This is a genomic window from Citrobacter sp. TBCP-5362 (assembly GCF_005406305.1).
Taxonomy (GTDB): Bacteria; Pseudomonadota; Gammaproteobacteria; order Enterobacterales; family Enterobacteriaceae; genus Citrobacter_B; species Citrobacter_B koseri.
On the sequence record NZ_CP040234.1, the window covers coordinates 938694 to 957004 of the forward strand.

The 18311-nt window shown below is 54.1% G+C and carries 15 protein-coding genes and 1 pseudogene; 9 read left to right on the plus strand and 7 right to left on the minus strand.

What is annotated here, in order from left to right; translation table 11 throughout:
• Window positions 1-287: 287 nt before the first annotated feature.
• Window positions 288-959 (plus strand): 7-carboxy-7-deazaguanine synthase QueE, encoded by a 672-nt coding sequence (queE, locus tag FD428_RS04520; RefSeq protein WP_114848678.1) that lies wholly within the window; start codon window positions 288-290, stop codon window positions 957-959.
• A 149-nt stretch (window positions 960-1108) separates the two neighbouring features.
• On the opposite strand, the gene FD428_RS04525 is transcribed toward queE, so the two are convergent.
• Together FD428_RS04525 and FD428_RS04530 are read right to left on the minus strand one after the other, a co-directional pair.
• Complete coding sequence (locus FD428_RS04525) at window positions 1109-2587, minus strand: FGGY-family carbohydrate kinase (protein ID WP_114848677.1); 1479 nt, start codon at window positions 2585-2587, stop codon at window positions 1109-1111.
• A gap of 25 nt (window positions 2588-2612) precedes the next feature.
• Window positions 2613-3911 carry a nitrate/nitrite transporter gene (locus FD428_RS04530; RefSeq protein WP_114848676.1) on the minus strand — a complete coding sequence of 433 codons (1299 nt, stop codon included), beginning with the start codon at window positions 3909-3911 and terminating at the stop codon, window positions 2613-2615.
• Window positions 3912-4228: 317 nt separating this feature from the next.
• On the opposite strand from FD428_RS04530, the gene FD428_RS04535 reads away from it, so the two are divergent.
• From FD428_RS04535 to FD428_RS04555, 5 genes are all read left to right on the plus strand, one after another.
• Window positions 4229-5014 (plus strand): SDR family oxidoreductase, encoded by a 786-nt coding sequence (locus tag FD428_RS04535; RefSeq protein ID WP_104868255.1) that lies wholly within the window; start codon window positions 4229-4231, stop codon window positions 5012-5014.
• A gap of 63 nt (window positions 5015-5077) precedes the next feature.
• Window positions 5078-6532 (plus strand): FAD-binding oxidoreductase, encoded by a 1455-nt coding sequence (locus FD428_RS04540; protein WP_012134883.1) that lies wholly within the window; start codon window positions 5078-5080, stop codon window positions 6530-6532.
• A 111-nt stretch (window positions 6533-6643) separates the two neighbouring features.
• The gene (locus tag FD428_RS04545; RefSeq protein ID WP_114848675.1) at window positions 6644-7993 is read left to right on the plus strand and encodes an MFS transporter; all 1350 of its coding nucleotides are present in this window, start codon (window positions 6644-6646) and stop codon (window positions 7991-7993) included.
• On the plus strand, window positions 7971-8753 hold the full coding sequence (locus FD428_RS04550; protein ID WP_114848674.1) for an electron transfer flavoprotein subunit beta/FixA family protein: 783 nt from the start codon (window positions 7971-7973) through the stop codon (window positions 8751-8753). The genes FD428_RS04545 and FD428_RS04550 overlap by 23 nt, the downstream gene beginning before the upstream one ends.
• Window positions 8750-9604, plus strand: coding sequence for an electron transfer flavoprotein subunit alpha/FixB family protein (locus FD428_RS04555; protein WP_114848673.1), 855 nt, complete (start codon window positions 8750-8752; stop codon window positions 9602-9604). Before FD428_RS04550 ends, FD428_RS04555 begins: the two co-directional genes overlap by 4 nt.
• 166 nt (window positions 9605-9770) lie before the next feature.
• On the opposite strand, the gene FD428_RS04560 is transcribed toward FD428_RS04555, so the two are convergent.
• The 4 genes from FD428_RS04560 to queD form a co-directional block, all read right to left on the minus strand.
• Window positions 9771-10346: a glycerol-3-phosphate responsive antiterminator gene (locus FD428_RS04560; protein ID WP_012134878.1), complete on the minus strand. Its 576-nt coding sequence runs from the start codon at window positions 10344-10346 to the stop codon at window positions 9771-9773.
• 82 nt (window positions 10347-10428) lie between these two features.
• A complete protein-coding gene (locus FD428_RS04565) occupies window positions 10429-10689 on the minus strand; it encodes a ferredoxin (RefSeq protein ID WP_012134877.1) in 261 nt (86 codons plus the stop codon).
• Window positions 10680-11951: an FAD-dependent oxidoreductase gene (locus tag FD428_RS04570; RefSeq protein ID WP_114848672.1), complete on the minus strand. Its 1272-nt coding sequence runs from the start codon at window positions 11949-11951 to the stop codon at window positions 10680-10682. The genes FD428_RS04565 and FD428_RS04570 overlap by 10 nt, the downstream gene beginning before the upstream one ends.
• Window positions 11952-12032: 81 nt before the next feature.
• Complete coding sequence (gene queD, locus FD428_RS04575; protein WP_012134875.1) at window positions 12033-12395, minus strand: 6-carboxytetrahydropterin synthase QueD; 363 nt, start codon at window positions 12393-12395, stop codon at window positions 12033-12035.
• Window positions 12396-12702: 307 nt separating this feature from the next.
• On the opposite strand from queD, the gene cysJ reads away from it, so the two are divergent.
• The 3 genes and pseudogenes from cysJ (at window position 12703) to cysH (ending at window position 17055) form a co-directional block, all read left to right on the plus strand.
• Window positions 12703-14508, plus strand: coding sequence for an NADPH-dependent assimilatory sulfite reductase flavoprotein subunit (cysJ, locus tag FD428_RS04580; RefSeq protein ID WP_114848671.1), 1806 nt, complete (start codon window positions 12703-12705; stop codon window positions 14506-14508).
• Window positions 14508-16219, plus strand: a pseudogene (cysI, locus tag FD428_RS04585) (assimilatory sulfite reductase (NADPH) hemoprotein subunit). The gene cysJ and the pseudogene cysI overlap by 1 nt, the downstream one beginning before the upstream one ends.
• 101 nt (window positions 16220-16320) lie before the next feature.
• Complete coding sequence (gene cysH / locus FD428_RS04595) at window positions 16321-17055, plus strand: phosphoadenosine phosphosulfate reductase (protein ID WP_049008633.1); 735 nt, start codon at window positions 16321-16323, stop codon at window positions 17053-17055.
• Window positions 17056-17173: 118 nt separating this feature from the next.
• Here the strand turns inward: cysH and FD428_RS04600 are convergent, their stop codons facing one another.
• Window positions 17174-18217, minus strand: coding sequence for an aminopeptidase (locus FD428_RS04600; protein WP_114848670.1), 1044 nt, complete (start codon window positions 18215-18217; stop codon window positions 17174-17176).
• Window positions 18218-18311: the final 94 nt, after the last annotated feature.

The window sequence follows — 18311 nt, forward strand, 5'->3', positions numbered from 1 at the left end:
GGTACGTTGTTTTTCTCTATACTTTTCCCTGCAACAATGAGATATTTATAATTTATATACTTTGTTGTCTCACCTTAGCCTTGATTTCAGTTTTCTTTAACTCTTTCTTTATCAATCTGGTTTGGGGCATCAAGGTTCAGATTAAACTAATGGGTAAGCGGTAGAGAAACTAAGCTCGATATATGCTTTGTGGGGAACAGCGGAATCTCACCTTAAACAGCTGCTGTGCATGACCTTAGCGAGGTTTTCTGCGATAATTACTGATTATCCCCTTAACAGAGAATGCTATGCAGTACCCGATTAACGAGATATTCCAGACCCTGCAAGGTGAGGGTTACTTTACCGGCGTCCCCGCCATTTTTATTCGTTTACAGGGATGCCCGGTTGGCTGTGCCTGGTGCGATACCAAACACACCTGGGATAAGCTTGAAGATCGGGAAGTGTCGTTGTACAGCATCCTGGCGAAGACCAAAGAGAGCGACAAGTGGGGCGCGGCAAGTAGCGAAGACCTGCTGGCGGTGATAAACCGACAGGGGTATACCGCGCGTCATGCCGTGATCACCGGCGGTGAGCCATGCATCCATGACCTGATGCCATTGACTGATTTACTCGAGAAGAATGGATTCAGCTGTCAGATTGAAACCAGCGGTACCCACGAGGTGCGCTGTACGCCCAATACCTGGGTGACGGTCTCGCCGAAGGTGAATATGCGCGGTGGCTATGATGTCCTGTCGCAGGCGCTGGAGCGTGCGAATGAAATCAAGCACCCTGTTGGTCGCGTCCGTGATATTGAAGCACTGGATGAGCTATTGGCGACGCTGAGCGACGATAAGCCGCGAATCATTGCCTTGCAGCCAATCAGCCAGAAAGAAGACGCGACGCGTCTGTGCATTGAAACCTGTATCGCGCGTAACTGGCGCTTATCAATGCAGACGCACAAATATCTGAATATTGCGTGATAAAAAATCGTTAGCGCGCTTGCCGGGGGCGCTTCGCTTGCCCGGCCTACGGTCATACTCATTTGTAGGCCGGATAAGACGCAACGCGTCGCCATCCGGCACGTTCGCCCGTTCATTTACAGGCCGGATAAGACGCGAGATAAGGAATACTACGCGTTCGACCAGCTTTGAATCGAATCGACGTTATCCAGATTGCCATGCAGTACTTCATACGACTTTTTCAAAATCACATCGGTGTATTGCGTTAAGTCGCAGAAAATCCCTTTATTCAGCGCGTCATAGCGTCTGGCATTGCTCTCTATCGGCATAAACACATCTTTTACCCGCACCATTTTTTCAACCGCGGTCTCATAGTTCGGGTACAGACCAAGCCCTATGGCCGTGTTAATTGCCGCTCCCAGACTCGCGCAACCATTTATCACATTGCGTCTGGCGGGGAGATTGAACACATCGGCAAAGATTTGCATAAACAGGTCGCTATTCGAACCACCCCCGGTGATGATCACATGTTTAGCAAAGTGGTTCATTTCATTGCACATATTGTCGTAGTTGTTTTTCAGCGTCAGCGCAACGCTCTCCAGAATAGAACGGTAAATCCATGCGTAATCCATGCTGGAATCAAAGCCGATCATGATTCCTCGCTTGAACGGTTCCCAGGGATTGGTCAGCCAGTCGAGAACCGTCATTAAACCGTTACAGCCAGGCGGTACGCCGGCCGCTTTCTTATTGAGTAAATCTTCCGGCGACAGCCCCTGTGCTTTGGCGTCCTGAATCAGTGATTCGCCCAACATATCCCGCAGCCAGCTGACCGTCCACATGCCTTTACGAATACCGTAGCCTTCATAGAGCAGGGTTTCGGGAATAGAAGACATAATCGGCCAGTAAGCGACCGGATCTTTGGGGAGCGCTTTGCCGTTCATCATCAGGGCGATATAGGTGCCTAATGAGACAACTGCGGTTTCATCGTCCAGCAATCCTGCGCCCAGTGCTTCCACTGGTTTGTCGCTGGTGGTGCAGACCACGGGCAAGCCGACAGGGAAACCCGTTGCCAGGGCGGCGGCTTCAGTCAGATGACCGAGCACGCTTCCCGGCATCTGGACGTCAAACAGCATCCTGCGCGGAATGTTGAACTTCTTCATCACCTCATCGTCATCGCTCCACGCCCAGGTGTTGTAATCCACCGGCCACTGCCCAAAGTAGTTGGCGATATTGTCTTTAAACTCACCGGTTAAGCGATGCGACAGATAACCTGAAAATGAGGTGACATAAGCCACATCGGGGTTGGTATGCTCGTAGGGACGGGTTACGCGCGCGTCCTGCCAGCTAATCAGCGGAGCTGCGGGCGTGCCGTCTGCTTTTAATAATGCGCGACAGCAACGGATGGAACCCAGACCGATTCCAGCAATGTCTTTTCTGTCACCCGAAAACTGACTCATCAGGTCTTGCCCTGCGGAGCATAAAGACGTCCATAAATCATCATCAGGATGTTCTGCCGTATTGGCATCGGGTGTATACATGGGCTGTAACAATCCTTTCCCTTCGCACACCACATTCCCTTCGAGATCGTACATCACGACCTTCGTACTCTGACTTCCGCCATCAATTCCAATGATGTATTTCTTCGACATTGTCATTCTCCTTAATTTTCTCTCTTCACTCGCCGGAGGTTTCTGCGGCCAGCGATGTCATCTTTTCCGGTGTGGCGTTAGCGGTACGAATTTTGCGAAAGAGCAAAAAGGTAAACAGAATCACCATACACAGCGCCGCCAGTCCCATCAGCCACATGTTGCGATAGGCTTCCGCTGCCGGGAGCGTGTCCTGCCAGTGGCCTACGATCGGATAAACAAAAACGTCGGGTAGAAAACCGATAACCGAGCAGATACCTACCGTCGTTCCCATGATGTAAGACGGCGTTCTGGCTTCACCAGGGCAGGCCCAGTAAAGCCCGCGTGAGGCGTAGCAGGTGAAGCCCAACAGCAGAATCAGGCCGATCCCCATCACGACAGACTGTGGATTTGAGTTGGTGACCAGCAGCGCAATAAGCGCGACGGCTCCGACAATGGAGAGAAGCTGAATGACGCGCGTCGGCGATTTAATTTTGCTGTAAGTGGTAATGATGCCGCCCAGCGGGCCACAGATAGCGCGGAAAATTTTGTTGATCACAATGCCCATGTAACTCGCGGCGACCAGCGACATGCCATACATTTCGGTCAGGTAGTTGGTGGAGTAGCTGAGGATGGCATAGATCGTAAAGACACCGAAGATGACCATGCTGCAATACCAGGTGGTGCTGATGCGTAACACGGCCAGAATATCGCTGAGCTGGAATGATTTTTTCTCTTCTTTTGCCGCGCTGCTGTGATGATGACCATCGCTGACGAAGAACCAGCACAGGATACCCAGCAGGATATAGACCACGCTGTAAATCAGAATCACCGTTTTCAGGCTGTTGCTGTCATCCGGCGCGAAGCGAGAAAAGACCCACATGGTAAACACTGCCAGCGACATCACGCCGACGCCGCGCAGCCCTTCCATCCAGCCCATAATTTTGCCTTGTTCACTGTGATCGCCAAGCAGCGACGCGGCTTTAATGGATACGGACCACAGCATCAGGATTGTCGTAATCGCGAACGCGACCTGAATGCACAGCATGACCCATAGCGGTGGATACGTCGCCATGACCAGACCGAGGAGTCCGGTAATAATCATTGCGGAGGTAATCATTTTGCGATGGGAAAACTTATCGGCGATGATTCCGCTGGGCGCATAAAGAATAATAGCAGCAACACCAAAGGTACTCATTATTAGCCCTATTTCGGTATTGCTAAATCCCATAAATTTTGCCATGGGAATTTGATATATATAGCGTAAATAAGCCAGATCAAAACTGACGCCACCGCTAAAACTAATAATGGCGAGGGTTATCCAGCGGCGATATGAGTTGTGTTGCATATCGAATTCCCATTTGTAATGGACAAAAAAAAGAGAAAAGTAAGCCGCCTTTTCAGGAGGATTACTTTTCTCAGGTCTCTAGTAATTGCGTTAGAAATAGCATGGAAGGGCAGCTTATAGTGTGAGAATAATCACGCTTCTTGTTTTTTACCATAATTACAAAGCGAACGGTTCATCTGTGATTACGATCACATTAGATGTCTGGAGGTTGTGCTAAAAATTTACGCCAGTTACCAGAGATAATGAGAAAGGTAACTTCCCTCTCGCGGGGGAAGTTACCTTTCTTTTTTTTTGCCTGAAGGAATTTGGAGCCAACTATGTCGATCGAATCTCTCAATGCATTCTCAATGGATTTTTTCTCCCTGAAAGGGAAAACGGCAATTGTAACGGGCGGGAACAGTGGTCTGGGTCAGGCTTTCGCAATGGCGCTGGCGAAAGCCGGAGCCAACCTTTTTATTCCCAGCTTCGTAAAGGATAACGGTGAAACGAAAGAACTCATTGAAGCCCAGGGTGTTGAAGTGGCGTTCATGCAAGTGGACATCACCGAGAAAGGCGCGCCGCAGAAGATTATTGCCGCCTGCTGCGAGCGTTTTGGCACGGTAGATATTCTGGTGAACAACGCCGGGATCTGTAAGCTGAATAAGGTTCTGGACTTTGGCCGCGCGGACTGGGACCCGATGATTGATGTCAACCTGACCGCGGCGTTTGAGCTGAGCTATGAAGCGGCAAAAATTATGATCCCACAAAATAGCGGGAAAATTATTAATATCTGCTCTTTGTTCTCTTATCTTGGCGGGCAGTGGTCTCCGGCTTATTCAGCAACCAAGCATGCGCTTGCTGGTTTTACCAAAGCATATTGCGATGAACTTGGGCAATATAATATTCAGGTTAACGGTATTGCGCCGGGTTATTATGCCACTGATATTACGCTGGCAACCCGCAGTAACCCGGAAACTAATCAGCGTGTACTGGATCATATTCCGGCCAATCGTTGGGGTGATACTCAGGATCTTATGGGGTCGGCGATATTCCTCGCCAGCCAGGCATCAAATTATGTTAATGGTCATCTTTTGGTTGTCGATGGCGGTTATCTGGTGCGTTAATTTTAATATCGGTGGTTTCTGGTTTTTATTTTATTCTGCATTGACTATCAGGAAGGATTTATTATGTCATTATCCCGTGAAGCGATTGTTGACCAGTTAAAAGAAATTGTGGGTTCCGGGCGTGTTATTACGGATGAAACCGTATTAAAGAAAAACAGTATTGACCGTTTTCGCAAATATGCGGATATTCACGGCGTTTACACGCTGCCCATTCCGGCGGCCGTGGTTAAGCTCGGTTCGACGGAGCAGGTCTCTCGCGTTCTGGCATTCATGAATCAGCATAAAATCAATGGCGTGCCGCGTACCGGCGCATCTGCGACGGAAGGCGGTCTGGAAACTGTCGTCAAAGATTCTGTGGTGCTGGACGGCGCAGGGATGAATCAAATCCTGAGTATTGATATCGAAAACATGCAGGCAACCGCGCAATGTGGCGTACCGCTTGAGATTCTGGAAAACGCGCTGCGTGAAAAAGGCTATACCACCGGGCACTCGCCGCAGTCTAAGCCGCTGGCGCAGATGGGCGGTCTGGTCGCCACCCGCAGTATCGGCCAGTTCTCCACGCTGTACGGCGCGATTGAAGATATGGTGGTGGGGCTGGAAGCCGTACTGGCGGACGGAACCATTACCCGCATCAAAAACGTGCCTCGCCGGGCGGCCGGGCCGGATATCCGCCATATCATCATTGGGAACGAAGGCGCGCTGTGCTACATCACTGAAGTCACAGTGAAAATCTTTAAGTTCACGCCTGAAAACAACCTCTACTACGGCTATGTGCTGGACGACATGAAAACCGGTTTCGACATCCTGCGTGAAGTCATGGTGGAAGGCTATCGCCCCTCCATTGCGCGCCTGTACGACGCCGAAGATGGAACCCAGCACTTCACGCATTTTGCCGACGGCAAATGTGTGCTGATTTTTATGGCTGAAGGCAATCCGCGACTGGCGCAAGCCACCGGAGAAGGGATTGCGGAGATCGTGGCGCGCTACCCGCAGTGCCAGCGGGTGGACAGCAAACTTATCGAAAACTGGTTCAACCATTTGAACTGGGGGCCGGAAAAAGTGGCTGCCGAACGCGTACAGATCCTGAAAACCGGCAATATGGGCTTTACGACGGAAGTATCCGGTTGCTGGAGCTGCATCCATCAAATCTACGAAAGCGTGATCAACCGTATCCGTACCGAGTTCCCGCATGCGGACGATATCACCATGCTGGGCGGCCACTCTTCTCACAGCTATATCAACGGCACCAACATGTATTTTGTGTACGACTACAACGTGGTGGACTGCAAGCCGGAAGAGGAGATTGATAAGTACCATAACCCGCTCAACAAGATCATCTGCGAAGAGACGATCCGTCTTGGCGGCTCAATGGTGCATCACCACGGCATTGGTAAGCACCGCGTTCACTGGAGCAAGCTGGAACACGGTAGCGCCTGGCCGCTGCTGGAAGGTCTCAAGCGCCAGTTTGATCCAAACGGTATTATGAATACAGGCACGATCTACCCGATTGAAAAATAGAGAGTTATACGCAAAATCCTTTAAGCTGCATCAGGCAGCTTAAAGGGCGAAGCGTATAAACGGCTTCTCAACCGGGAAGCCGCGACTTTACCGGACAATGAAGGGGCTACGATGAACACTTCACCGGTGCGAATGGATGATTTACCGCTGAATGGTTTTCATTGCCGCATTGCTGCGCTGACATTCGGCGCGCATTTGACCGATGGCTATGTATTAGGCGTCGTCGGCTATGCCATGATCCAACTGACCCCCGCCATGCAACTGACGCCTTTTATGGAAGGGATGATTGGCGGCTCGGCGCTGGTTGGACTTTTTCTCGGTAGCCTGATCCTGGGATGGGTATCTGATTATATCGGGCGTCAGAAAATTTTTACCTTCAGCTTTATGCTGATAACCATCGCCTCTTTCCTACAGTTTTTTGCCACAACGCCGGAACAGCTTATTGGCTTGCGCATTCTGATTGGTATCGGCCTTGGCGGTGACTACTCGGTTGGTCATACATTGCTGGCTGAATTTGCGCCGCGTCGCCATCGGGGAATATTACTGGGCGCATTCAGTGTGGTGTGGACTATCGGCTATGTTTTGGCGAGCCTGGTGGGGCATCATTTTATTCAGGAAACGCCGGATGCCTGGCGCTGGCTGCTGGCATCGGCATCATTACCCGCGCTGTGCATTACGTTCTTACGCTGGGGAACGCCGGAGTCGCCTCGCTGGCTGATGCGTCAGGGGCGGATAACAGAAGCGTATGCGATTGTGCACCGCTATTTTGGCACGCATGTGCTGCTCGGCGATGAGGTGGCGGCGCCGACGGGCAGACATATCAAAACACTATTTTCAACGCATTACTGGCGAAGAACCGCGTTTAACAGCGTGTTCTTTGTCTGCCTGGTGATCCCGTGGTTTGTGATTTACACCTGGCTTCCCACCATTGCACAAACGATCGGTCTTGAAAATGCGCTAACCGCCAGCCTGATGCTTAACGCGCTGCTGATTGTTGGCGCGCTGCTGGGGCTGTTGTTAACACACCTGTTGGCGCACCGCCAATTTCTGCTCGGCAGTTTTATGCTGCTCGCCGCGACGCTTGTCGTCATGGCTTGTTTACCGGCGGGAAGCAGCCTGACGCTGTTGCTGTTTGTGTTGTTCAGTACCACCATTTCTGCCGTCAGCAATCTGGTGGGGGTTCTGCCTGCGGAAAGCTTCCCGACGGATATTCGTTCCCTGGGCGTCGGGTTTGCCACGGCAATGAGCCGATTAGGGGCGGCGATCAGCACCAGTTTGTTGCCCTGGACGCTGGCGCAGTGGGGAATGCAGGTTACGCTATTACTGCTGGCTGGGGTATTAGTCATCGGATTTGTGGTGACCTGGCTGTGGGCGCCGGAAACCAAGGCGCTGCCGCTGGTGGCTGCCGGGAGTGTGGACAAAAGACAGGGAGGTGTGAATGAACATTCTGTTAGCGTTTAAGGCAGAGCCCGATCCCGGTATGTTGGCGGAGAAAGACTGGCAGGCGGCGACGGCGGATACCCACGGCCCGGATGTCTCCTTGCTGCGTTGCTCCCCAGGTGCGGATGAACAGGCGGCGGCAGCGTTGCTGCTGGCTCAGCGCAATGGGGGCTGTGAGATGACGTTGACTGCGTTAAGCATCGGCGATGAGCGGGCGCTCCACTGGTTACGCTATTTTGTCGCGCTGGGTTTTGAGACGCCGGTGTTGCTGGAGACGACGGCAGACCTGCGGTTTGCTCCCGAATTTATCGCCAGGAACATTGCCGACTGGCAGCGTAATCACGGTGCGGATCTGATTATAACGGGCTGTCAGAGTAGCGAGGGTCAGAACAGTCAGACGCCATTTCTGGTTGCTGAAATGCTGGCGTGGCCCTGTTTTACCCAGGTGGAGCGTTTTACGCTTGAGCCTCCTTTTATTGTGGTTGAGCAGCGAACGATGACCGGGCTTCGGCGTTGTCGGGTACGGTTCCCGGCCGTCATCGCCGTCAGGCAGTGTGGTGAAGTGGCGCTTCCCGTACCGGGGATGCGCCAGCGTCTGGTGGCGGCGAAAGCAGACGTCGAGCGTCGGAACGTTGTGGTTGAGACAACATCAGCGGTTCAGTGCCTGCGTCTGGAGAGGCCGGAGCAGCGGCGGCATGCAACAATTATCAGCGGCGCGACGGCGCAGGAAAAAGCCCGGAGGCTATGGGCGGATTATTTGCGCCAGAGGATGCCGTCATGAAAATTGCCATCATTACTGACTCGCATGAGTGTGCGGCGATGGCGAGCTGGATCGCAGAGAATGCGCTTTGCACCGCAGAACTGGAGCGCTGGATTATCGATCCCGTGCCGGATGTTGCAGAGCAGGTGCTGGATGCGCTGGCGGCGCAATGGCTGCGGACACCTGTTGATATGCTGATCTTTCCGGCAGGTAGTCCGGGCGATGAACTGGCGACGCGACTCGCCTGGCGTCTGCATGGCGGCAGCCTCTGTCAGGTTCAGGCTGTGGATGTGCGACAAGGCCTGGTGAAAAAATCCCACTGGGGGAATGCGCTGACGGCAACGTTGCAAATTACCGCGCGCCCTTTGTGCCTGTCGCTGGCGCGACAGCCGGAGGTGAGCGCTTCTGGTCATTCCTTGCCTGTGATGACGGAACATCTGATTACCCCCACGGCGCCCCCCGACTGGCTGGATAAGGTGGAAAGCGTAAATAGCGTCACTACCCATCCTTTGTTACGTGCCGGGCGCGTACTGGTGGTTGGGCAAGGGGGAAGTGAAGCGGATGCAGATAAGATTACCGCGCTTGGTCAGGCGCTTGATGCTGAGGTAGGGTACAGCCGTGCGCGGGTGATGAACGGCGGTTTTGATGCCGATCGCGTGACTGGAATATCGGGGCATCTGCTGTCGCCGGATGTCTGTATCGTGGCTGGCGCGTCAGGAGCGGCGGCGTTGATGGCCGGAGTACGCCGGAGCCGTTTTGTTGTGGCGATAAACCACGATGCCAGCGCGCCGGTTTTTGCGCAGGCGGATGTCGGGATTGTCGATGACTGGCTACCGGTGCTGGAAGAGTTGGTCCGCTGCAAAAATGCCTGATGGCGCTACGCTTATCAGGCCTACGTGTAGGCTACAAAATGCCTGATGGCGCTACGCTTATCAGGCCTACGTGTAGGCTACAAAAATGCCTGATGGCACTATGCTTATCGGGCCTACGTGTAGGCCGGATAAGACGATTTATCGTCGCCATCCGGCGTTGCCCGGCTTAATTAAGGTGTTTCGCTAACGTCCAGACATCGGTATTGGTGGTGGAAAGCGCCGCCACACCGGCTTTCATCGCATTGCGGGCGTCTTCTTCATCGCATACCAGCCCCCCGGCAATCAGCGGCTGGCGTATCTTCTCTGTCACCCAGCCCAACACTTTCGGCATACAGCCCGGCAGGATCTCAATACAGTCCGGGTTTGACTGCGCGACCTGCTTATCAATATTGTGAAATGAAATGGAATCAACGATAAACAGACGGTGAATACAGAAAAAACCTTCCGCTCTGGCGGCTTTCAGCATTGCCGCTTTCGTGCTGATGATGCCATCTGCTTCGGTGACCAATTTTAAAAACTGGATCACGACCTCTTTATTTGACGCCCCCTCCAGCAGATCAACGTGGATAAACGCATATTTACCCGCATTTTTTATTTTCTTCACAATCGCGCTGATGGTGCAAATGTTCCCGTACAGCACGGAGATGAACTGACATTCGGAATCAATGGCTAACTGTAGGCTGGCGTTATCTTTAACGGCGGCAATCACCGGATTCTGGCGGAGCAGGTGTAACAGGGGCATAGATTATCCTTATATACTCGTCATACTTCAATTTGCTGGTGCGTTGGCTTTCCTCGCAACTCGAATTATTTAGAGTATCAAATTAGCCAAATCGGTAAGTGATGCCAAACCCAGATGCCGGGTAGCGCCACTGTTGCAGCGTTTTTTCATCACACAGTAGTCGACAGGCGCCACACTCCAGGCAGCCGCGAAAGTCGACTTGCAGGCCCCCTTCCGGCGTGCGGGAAAAGAGTCCGGCGGGGCAGGACGTGATCAGCCGTTCTGCCGTTTTGCTGTCGACAGCGGCAGCCGTAACGATATGGGAAATATCGGCGGGGCGCCAGATGTTGCGGGCTACAGACATCGTAAGCTCCTGATAATATCGCCTGCCAGATGGCGCAGGCCGTGACGGCGAAAATGACGCCAGACGATCTGGCGCAGCGGCGGCACAGGATGATGCCCCTGATGCCAGAGCTCGTGAGAAATATCCTGCATTAATGCAGGCCATTGACGATACCATCCCGGGCGCTGCAACAGCGCGGGAACATCCCGATAGCGTTGCAAAACCTCCCACAGCAGACTGTGCCGGATGTCCTGATGATAGGCCGGGAACAGATTTTGCGGCGCATGTTTCTGGCAGGCGTTAATCAGGGTTTGCGCGGCCGCCTGAGCGCCGATGAGCGCCATATCCATACCGCGTACGGAGAAGCCGGTATTGACGCAGCTGCGCAACGCATCGCCTGTCAGCAGCCAGCCTTCGCCTGCGTACTGGACGGGCATGCTGTGTAAGCCGCCTTCCGGCACCAGATGTGCGCCGTACTCCAGCGTTTCGCTGCCTCTGAGCAAAGGACGCAGCGCTGGATGTGCTTTGAGCCGTTCCAGCATTTCGACTGTCGGAATGTCGCTCTGCGCAACAGAAGAGAGTGGACACACTACGCCTAAAGAGAGCGTCTCCTGGTTGGTATAAAGAAACGCGCCGCCAGGGAGATCGCCGCAAATTTCTCCGCTAAACAACATGGCGGCACCTTCCGCCCCGGACAATCGGAAGCGCTCTTCAAGCGTTTGTTTATCCAGCGCCAGCACCTCCTTGATCCCCAGCGCCATTGATGTCGCGGCGGGGCGAGGCAGGAATCCATACCGTTCCGCCAGTACGCTGTTTGCTCCTTCGGCCAGCACGACATAACGGGCGCGCAGCGTTTCATCTTCGCACATGACGCCGCAGACTCGGCCATCTTCAATATGGAGCGCTTCAACCGTAATGCCGTTAACGCACTGTACCCCTGCGGCCTCGGCCTGAGCGACAAACCAGGGATCGAAGCGGGCTCGCAGTAGGCTCCATGAGTCACCGTCTGGTTGCAGACTGGACCAGGTTGTCGCGCCATCACGGGTTAATAGCGTGAGGTTTTCCTGAGTGATACGGCGTTCAAGGGGGGCGGACTGGTGAACGTCGGGAAGAAGTTCGGCGAGCGCATGACAATATAAACGACCGCCGGAAAGATTTTTGCTGCCGGGAAACTCACCGCGTTCAAGCAGCAGGACTGAGAGTCCAGCCCGCGCACAGCGTAAAGCACAAGCGGTGCCCGCTATCCCTGCACCGATGATGATGATATCGAAATCGTCAGCCATGTTGTGCTCCAGAAATCCTGAGAACACAACCCTAACATAACGTTATTTAAGGAAAATTGACCCGCGACACAAACGAAAAAATCACTCGCCGCGATACACGCAGCCTGCTGTGCAGGTCTCTTTCACCATTACTGCGCTCAGCAGCGGTACGGCAGGTTTAACCTGATCCCAAATCCATTTTGCCAGCACTTCGCTGGTTGGATTTTCCAGACCTGGAATATCGTTCAGATAATAATGATCCAGACGATCGTACGTCGGTTTGAACGCGGCTTTCAGTTCGGCGAAATCCATGATCCAACCGGTATGCGGATCGACGTCACCGGTAATTTCAAGGCGCACCATAAATGAATGACCATGCAGGCGGCCACATTTATGCCCTTCCGGTACGTGGGGCAGGCGGTGAGCGGCTTCAAAGGTGAAATCTTTAAACAAGGTGGTGGACATGGATGATTAACTCTCAAGAATACAAAAACCGCCGTAGGGTACCGGAAAGCACATTTTTTATCATTAACTAAAACGGCGTTGACGCGCGGATAATGAGATTTACACAAGAATCGTGAATTATTTCTTTCTATTTCAATAGGTTATTTAATCGCTTTTGTTGTTAATAACTATAACTAAAACAGGTTAGTTCATTTGGTTATTTGTTATTTCCATCCCTTCTTTAATTGTTATTATCCCCGCCGTTAACCTTATCGCTAGTTTGGTCTTTTTGCATAAATTCCGCTTTGCTACTGGAACATAACGACGCATGACAACACAGGCCCCACCATCCGCTTTGCTTCCGCTAAACCCGGAGCAGCTGGCACGCCTTCAGGCGGCCACAACCGATCTTTCTCCCACCCAGCTTGCCTGGGTTTCCGGCTATTTCTGGGGAATGCTGAACCAGCAGCCGGGCACGCTCGCCGCCACGCCAGCGCCTGTCGCTGAAATGCCGGGTATTACGCTTATTTCTGCATCGCAAACCGGCAATGCGCGGCGCGTGGCGGAAGCCCTGCGCGATGACCTGCTGGCGGCAAAACTGAGCGTCACGCTGGTTAATGCGGGCGACTACAAATTCAAACAGATCGCCAATGAAAAGCTGCTGATCGTGGTCGCGTCCACGCAGGGCGAAGGCGAGCCGCCGGAAGAAGCCGTTGCGCTGCGTAAGTTTCTGTTCTCTAAAAAAGCGCCGAAGCTCGACAACACCGCCTTCGCCGTCTTTGGCCTCGGCGATACCTCCTATGAATTTTTCTGCCAGGCGGGTAAAGATTTCGACAGCAAGCTGGCGGAACTGGGGGGGGAGCGTCTGCTCGATCGCGTCGATGCGGATGTGGAATACCAGGCGGCGGCACAAGAATGGCGGGCTCGCGTTGTTGACGTACTGAAAGCGCGCGCGCCGAGCGCATCGGCAGCGCAGGTCGCTGTCGCGGCAACGGGGGCCGTGAATGACGTGCATTCCAGCCCTTATACCAAAGAAGCGCCGCTGAGCGCCTCGCTCGCCGTCAATCAGAAAATCACCGGCCGCGACTCGGAAAAAGATGTGCGCCATATCGAAATCGATCTGGGCGATTCCGGCCTGCGTTATCAGCCGGGCGATGCCCTGGGCGTCTGGTATCAGAACGATCCTGAACTGGTCAAAGAGATCGTCGAACTGGTCTGGCTGAAAGGCACGGAGCCGGTTACCGTTAACGGTAAGGTGCTGCCGCTTGCCGAAGCCTTGCAGTGGCATTTTGAGCTGACGGTGAACACCGCCAATATCGTGGAAAACTACGCCACGCTGACCCGCAGCGAATCGCTGTTGCCGCTGGTGGGTGATAAAGCCCAGTTGCAGCATTACGCCGCGACGACGCCTGTCGTTGATATGCTGCGTTTCTCTCCGGCTCAGCTGGATGCTGACGCGCTGGTGGGGCTGCTGCGCCCGCTAACGCCGCGTCTTTACTCGATAGCCTCTTCCCAGGCGGAAGTCGAGAGCGAAGTACATATCACCGTAGGCGCCGTGCGTTATGAAATAGAAGGTCGGGCACGGGCGGGCGGGGCATCAAGCTTCCTGGCCGACCGCGTGGAAGAAGAGGGTGAAGTGCGCGTATTTATCGAACACAACGATAATTTCCGTCTGCCGGCCAACCCGGAAACACCGGTAATCATGATTGGTCCAGGCACCGGGATCGCCCCTTTCCGCGCCTTTATGCAGCAGCGTGCGGCAGATGAAGCGCCGGGTAAAAACTGGTTGTTCTTTGGCAACCCGCACTTTACCGAAGATTTTCTCTACCAGGTGGAATGGCAGCGCTACGTCAAAGAGGGCGTCCTGAGCCGCATCGATCTGGCCTGGTCCCGCGATCAAAAAGAAAAAATATACGTACAAGACAAACTGCGCGAACAGGGCGCAGAGCTGTGGCGCTGGATTAATGACGGCGCGCACATTTATGTCTGCGGCGACGCCAATCGCATGGCGAAAGACGTTGAGCAGGCACTGCTGGAAGTGATTGCCGAATTCGGCGGTATGGATGCCGAAGCGGCGGATGAATTTTTAAGTGAGCTGCGCGTTGAGCGCCGTTATCAGCGAGATGTCTACTAATGAGCGAAAAACATCCAGGCCCACTGGTGGTCGAAGGTAAACTGGCAGATGCCGAGCGCATGAAGCTTGAGAGCAACTACCTGCGCGGCACCATTGCTGAAGATTTGAATGACGGCCTGACCGGCGGTTTTAAAGGCGACAACTTTCTGCTGATCCGTTTTCACGGTATGTACCAGCAGGATGACCGCGATATTCGCGCCGAGCGCGCCGAGCAGAAGCTGGAGCCGCGTCATGCGATGCTGCTGCGTTGCCGTCTGCCGGGGGGGTTATCACCACCAGACAGTGGCAGGCGATTGATAAATTCGCCGCTGAAAATACGATTTACGGCAGCATTCGCCTGACTAACCGTCAGACCTTCCAGTTCCACGGTATTCTGAAAAAGAACGTGAAGCCGGTACATCAGATGCTGCACTCCGTTGGGCTGGACGCGCTGGCGACCGCCAACGACATGAACCGTAACGTGCTGTGCACCTCTAACCCGTATGAGTCTGAGCTGCATGCCGAAGCCTATGAGTGGGCGAAAAAGATCTCCGAGCATTTGCTGCCGCGTACCCGCGCCTATGCGGAGATCTGGCTTGATCAGGAAAAGGTCGCCACAACGGATGAGGAGCCGATCCTCGGCCAGACCTATCTGCCGCGTAAGTTCAAAACGACCGTGGTGATCCCGCCGCAGAACGACATCGATCTGCACGCCAACGACATGAACTTTGTCGCCGTGGCGGAAAACGGCAAGCTGGTGGGCTTTAACCTGCTGGTCGGCGGCGGGCTTTCCATTGAGCACGGGAACAAGAAAACGTATGCCCGCACCGCGAGCGAGTTCGGCTATCTGCCGCTGGAGCATACCCTGGCGGTGGCGGAAGCGGTGGTGACGACTCAGCGCGACTGGGGTAATCGCACCGATCGTAAAAACGCCAAAACCAAATACACTCTGGAGCGTGTTGGGGTCGAGACGTTCAAGGCGGAAGTCGAGCGTCGTGCAGGCATCAAATTTGAACCGATCCGCCCGTATGAATTTACCGGGCGCGGCGATCGCATCGGTTGGGTGAAAGGTATCGACAACAAATGGCACCTGACGCTGTTTATTGAGAATGGCCGTATTCTGGATTATCCGGGGCGCCCGCTGAAAACAGGCCTGCTGGAGATCGCGAAGATCCATAAGGGTGAATTCCGTATTACCGCCAACCAGAACCTGATCATTGCCGGCGTGCCGGAAAGCCAGAAAGCGAAGATTGAAAAACTGGCGCGCAACCACGGCCTGATGAATGCGGTCACGTCGCAGCGTGAAAACTCGATGGCCTGCGTATCGTTCCCGACCTGCCCGCTGGCGATGGCGGAAGCGGAGCGTTTCCTGCCGACCTTTGTCGATAAAGTGGACGCGTTGATGACCCACCACGGCGTGAGCGATGAGCACATCGTGCTGCGCGTGACGGGCTGCCCAAATGGCTGCGGACGCGCCATGCTGGCGGAAGTCGGTCTGGTGGGGAAAGCGCCGGGCCGTTATAACCTGCATCTGGGCGGCAATCGCATCGGAACGCGTATCCCGCGTATGTTCAAAGAGAATATTACCGAGCCGGAAATTCTGGCGTCGCTGGATGAACTGATTGGGCGCTGGGTGAAAGAGCGCGAAGCGGGTGAAGGCTTCGGCGACTTTACGGTGCGTGCGGGCATCATTCGCCCGGTGCTCGATCCCGCCCGGGATTTCTGGGAATAACGTGCATCGCCGGATGGCGGCATAAATGCCTTATCCGGCCTACGTAGACGGTAGGCCTGATAAGCGTAGCGCCATCAGGCAAGGCAAACAGTGAGGAACTTATGTCCGTACTCGATCTAAACGCCCTGAATGAATTGCCAAAAGTCGAGCGCGTCATGGCGCTGGCTGAAACCAACGCGCAGCTGGAAAAGCAGGATGCTGAAGGACGCGTGGCGTGGGCGCTGGAGAATCTACCCGGTGAATACGTGCTCTCGTCGAGCTTTGGTATTCAGGCGGCGGTCAGCCTGCATCTGGTTAACCAGATTCGCCCGGATATTCCGGTTATCCTGACCGATACCGGCTATCTGTTCCCGGAAACCTACCAGTTTATTGATGAGCTGACGGAAAAGCTGAATCTGAACCTGAAAGTCTATCGTGCGACGGAAAGCGCGGCCTGGCAGGAAGCCCGCTACGGTAAACTGTGGGAGCAAGGCGTTGAGGGCATTGAGAAATACAATGACATCAACAAAGTCGAGCCGATGAACCGGGCGTTAAAAGAGCTTAACGCGCAAACGTGGTTTGCTGGCCTGCGCCGCGAACAATCCGGGAGCCGGGCGCATCTGCCTGTGCTGGCGATTCAGCGCGGCGTTTTTAAAGTGCTGCCCATCATCGACTGGGATAACCGGACGGTGTACCAGTATCTGCAAAAACACGGTCTGAAATACCATCCGTTATGGGATCAGGGCTATCTGTCGGTTGGCGATACCCACACCACCCGTAAATGGGAGCCCGGCATGGCAGAAGAAGAGACGCGATTCTTCGGGCTGAAGCGCGAGTGCGGGCTGCACGAAGGGTGATTGTTTGCCTGATGGCGCTGCGCTTATCAGGCCTACCAGACAGCACGAAGGGTGATTGTTTTGCCTGATGGCGCTGTTCTGTAGGCCCGGTAAGGCGTAGCCGCCACCGGGCGACACATCAGGCTTTACCGGCTTTCGCCAGTTCTTTTACCAGCGGCAACATGATGCGCACGACATCGCGACTGCGGTGTTCAATTCTTCCTGGTAGCGCCTTGTCGATGTGCTGTTGGTTATCCAGACGCACATCGTGCCAGCTGTTTCCGGCCGGGAATGAAGGCGTTTTCGCACGCTGCTGATAGCCGTCTTTTTTCCCCAGATTCCAGTTGGTGGCCTCAACCGACAGCACGGAAATACCGGCTTTATCGAAGACTTCGGCGTCGTTACAGCAGCCTGTGCCTTTCGGGTAATCCTTGTTCAGACCCGGATTGGTCGCGGCGGCGATACCGTGGCTGCGCGCAATCGTCAGCGCCCGGTCGCGCGTCAGTTTGCGTACGGCTTCCGGCGTTTGCTGCCCGCTGTTGAAGTAGAGTTTGTCGCCGACAATCAGGTTATCAAGGTTAATTACCAGCAGCGTATTTTTCTTCTCAGCGGCGCTCATCCGCTTAAGCAGGTTTTCTGCGCCCAGTTTTCCCTCTTCTTCACCGCTGGTGGCGATAAAGCGGATGCCGTACTGCGTCGGGATGTCTTTCAGGCGTTCAGCCAGTTCCAGCATCACGCCCAGCCCGGCGGCGTTATCGTCAATGCCCTGCAAGGTTAAACCGCCGAGATTGGCGTCGGTATCGGCATCGCTCAGCGGCGCATAGGTATCCAGGTGCGCCATAATAATAATTTGTTGCGGCGCTTTCCCTTCGTGCGCCGCAATAACGGTACTGCCCGTCACGTTATGCCAGTTCTTGCGATTATTCCTGGCGGTATAAATATAGCGGCTATTAAATGTTCGGATATCGCTGCGATATCCCATCTGCTCAAATTGCTGACGTAAATAATCGGCAGAGAGCATCTCCGCCGGTGTTCCGGTCATTCTGCCGGGAAAGAATGTTGCAATGTGTCGTGCCTGAATATTGGCGATATCGCCAGGCTTCGGTGACGTTGCCTGCGCGGGAAGGATAAAGCATACGCCGAGCGCCAGGAGCGCTGCACGGAGGCGCGATGCGGAAAACATAGTGAGTCCTTAAATACAGAGCAGAAATTTTTACCCGCTTAGTATGAAACCGTGATTGCCGTAAAACAATTTCATTTGCTCTGAAATGCCCTAA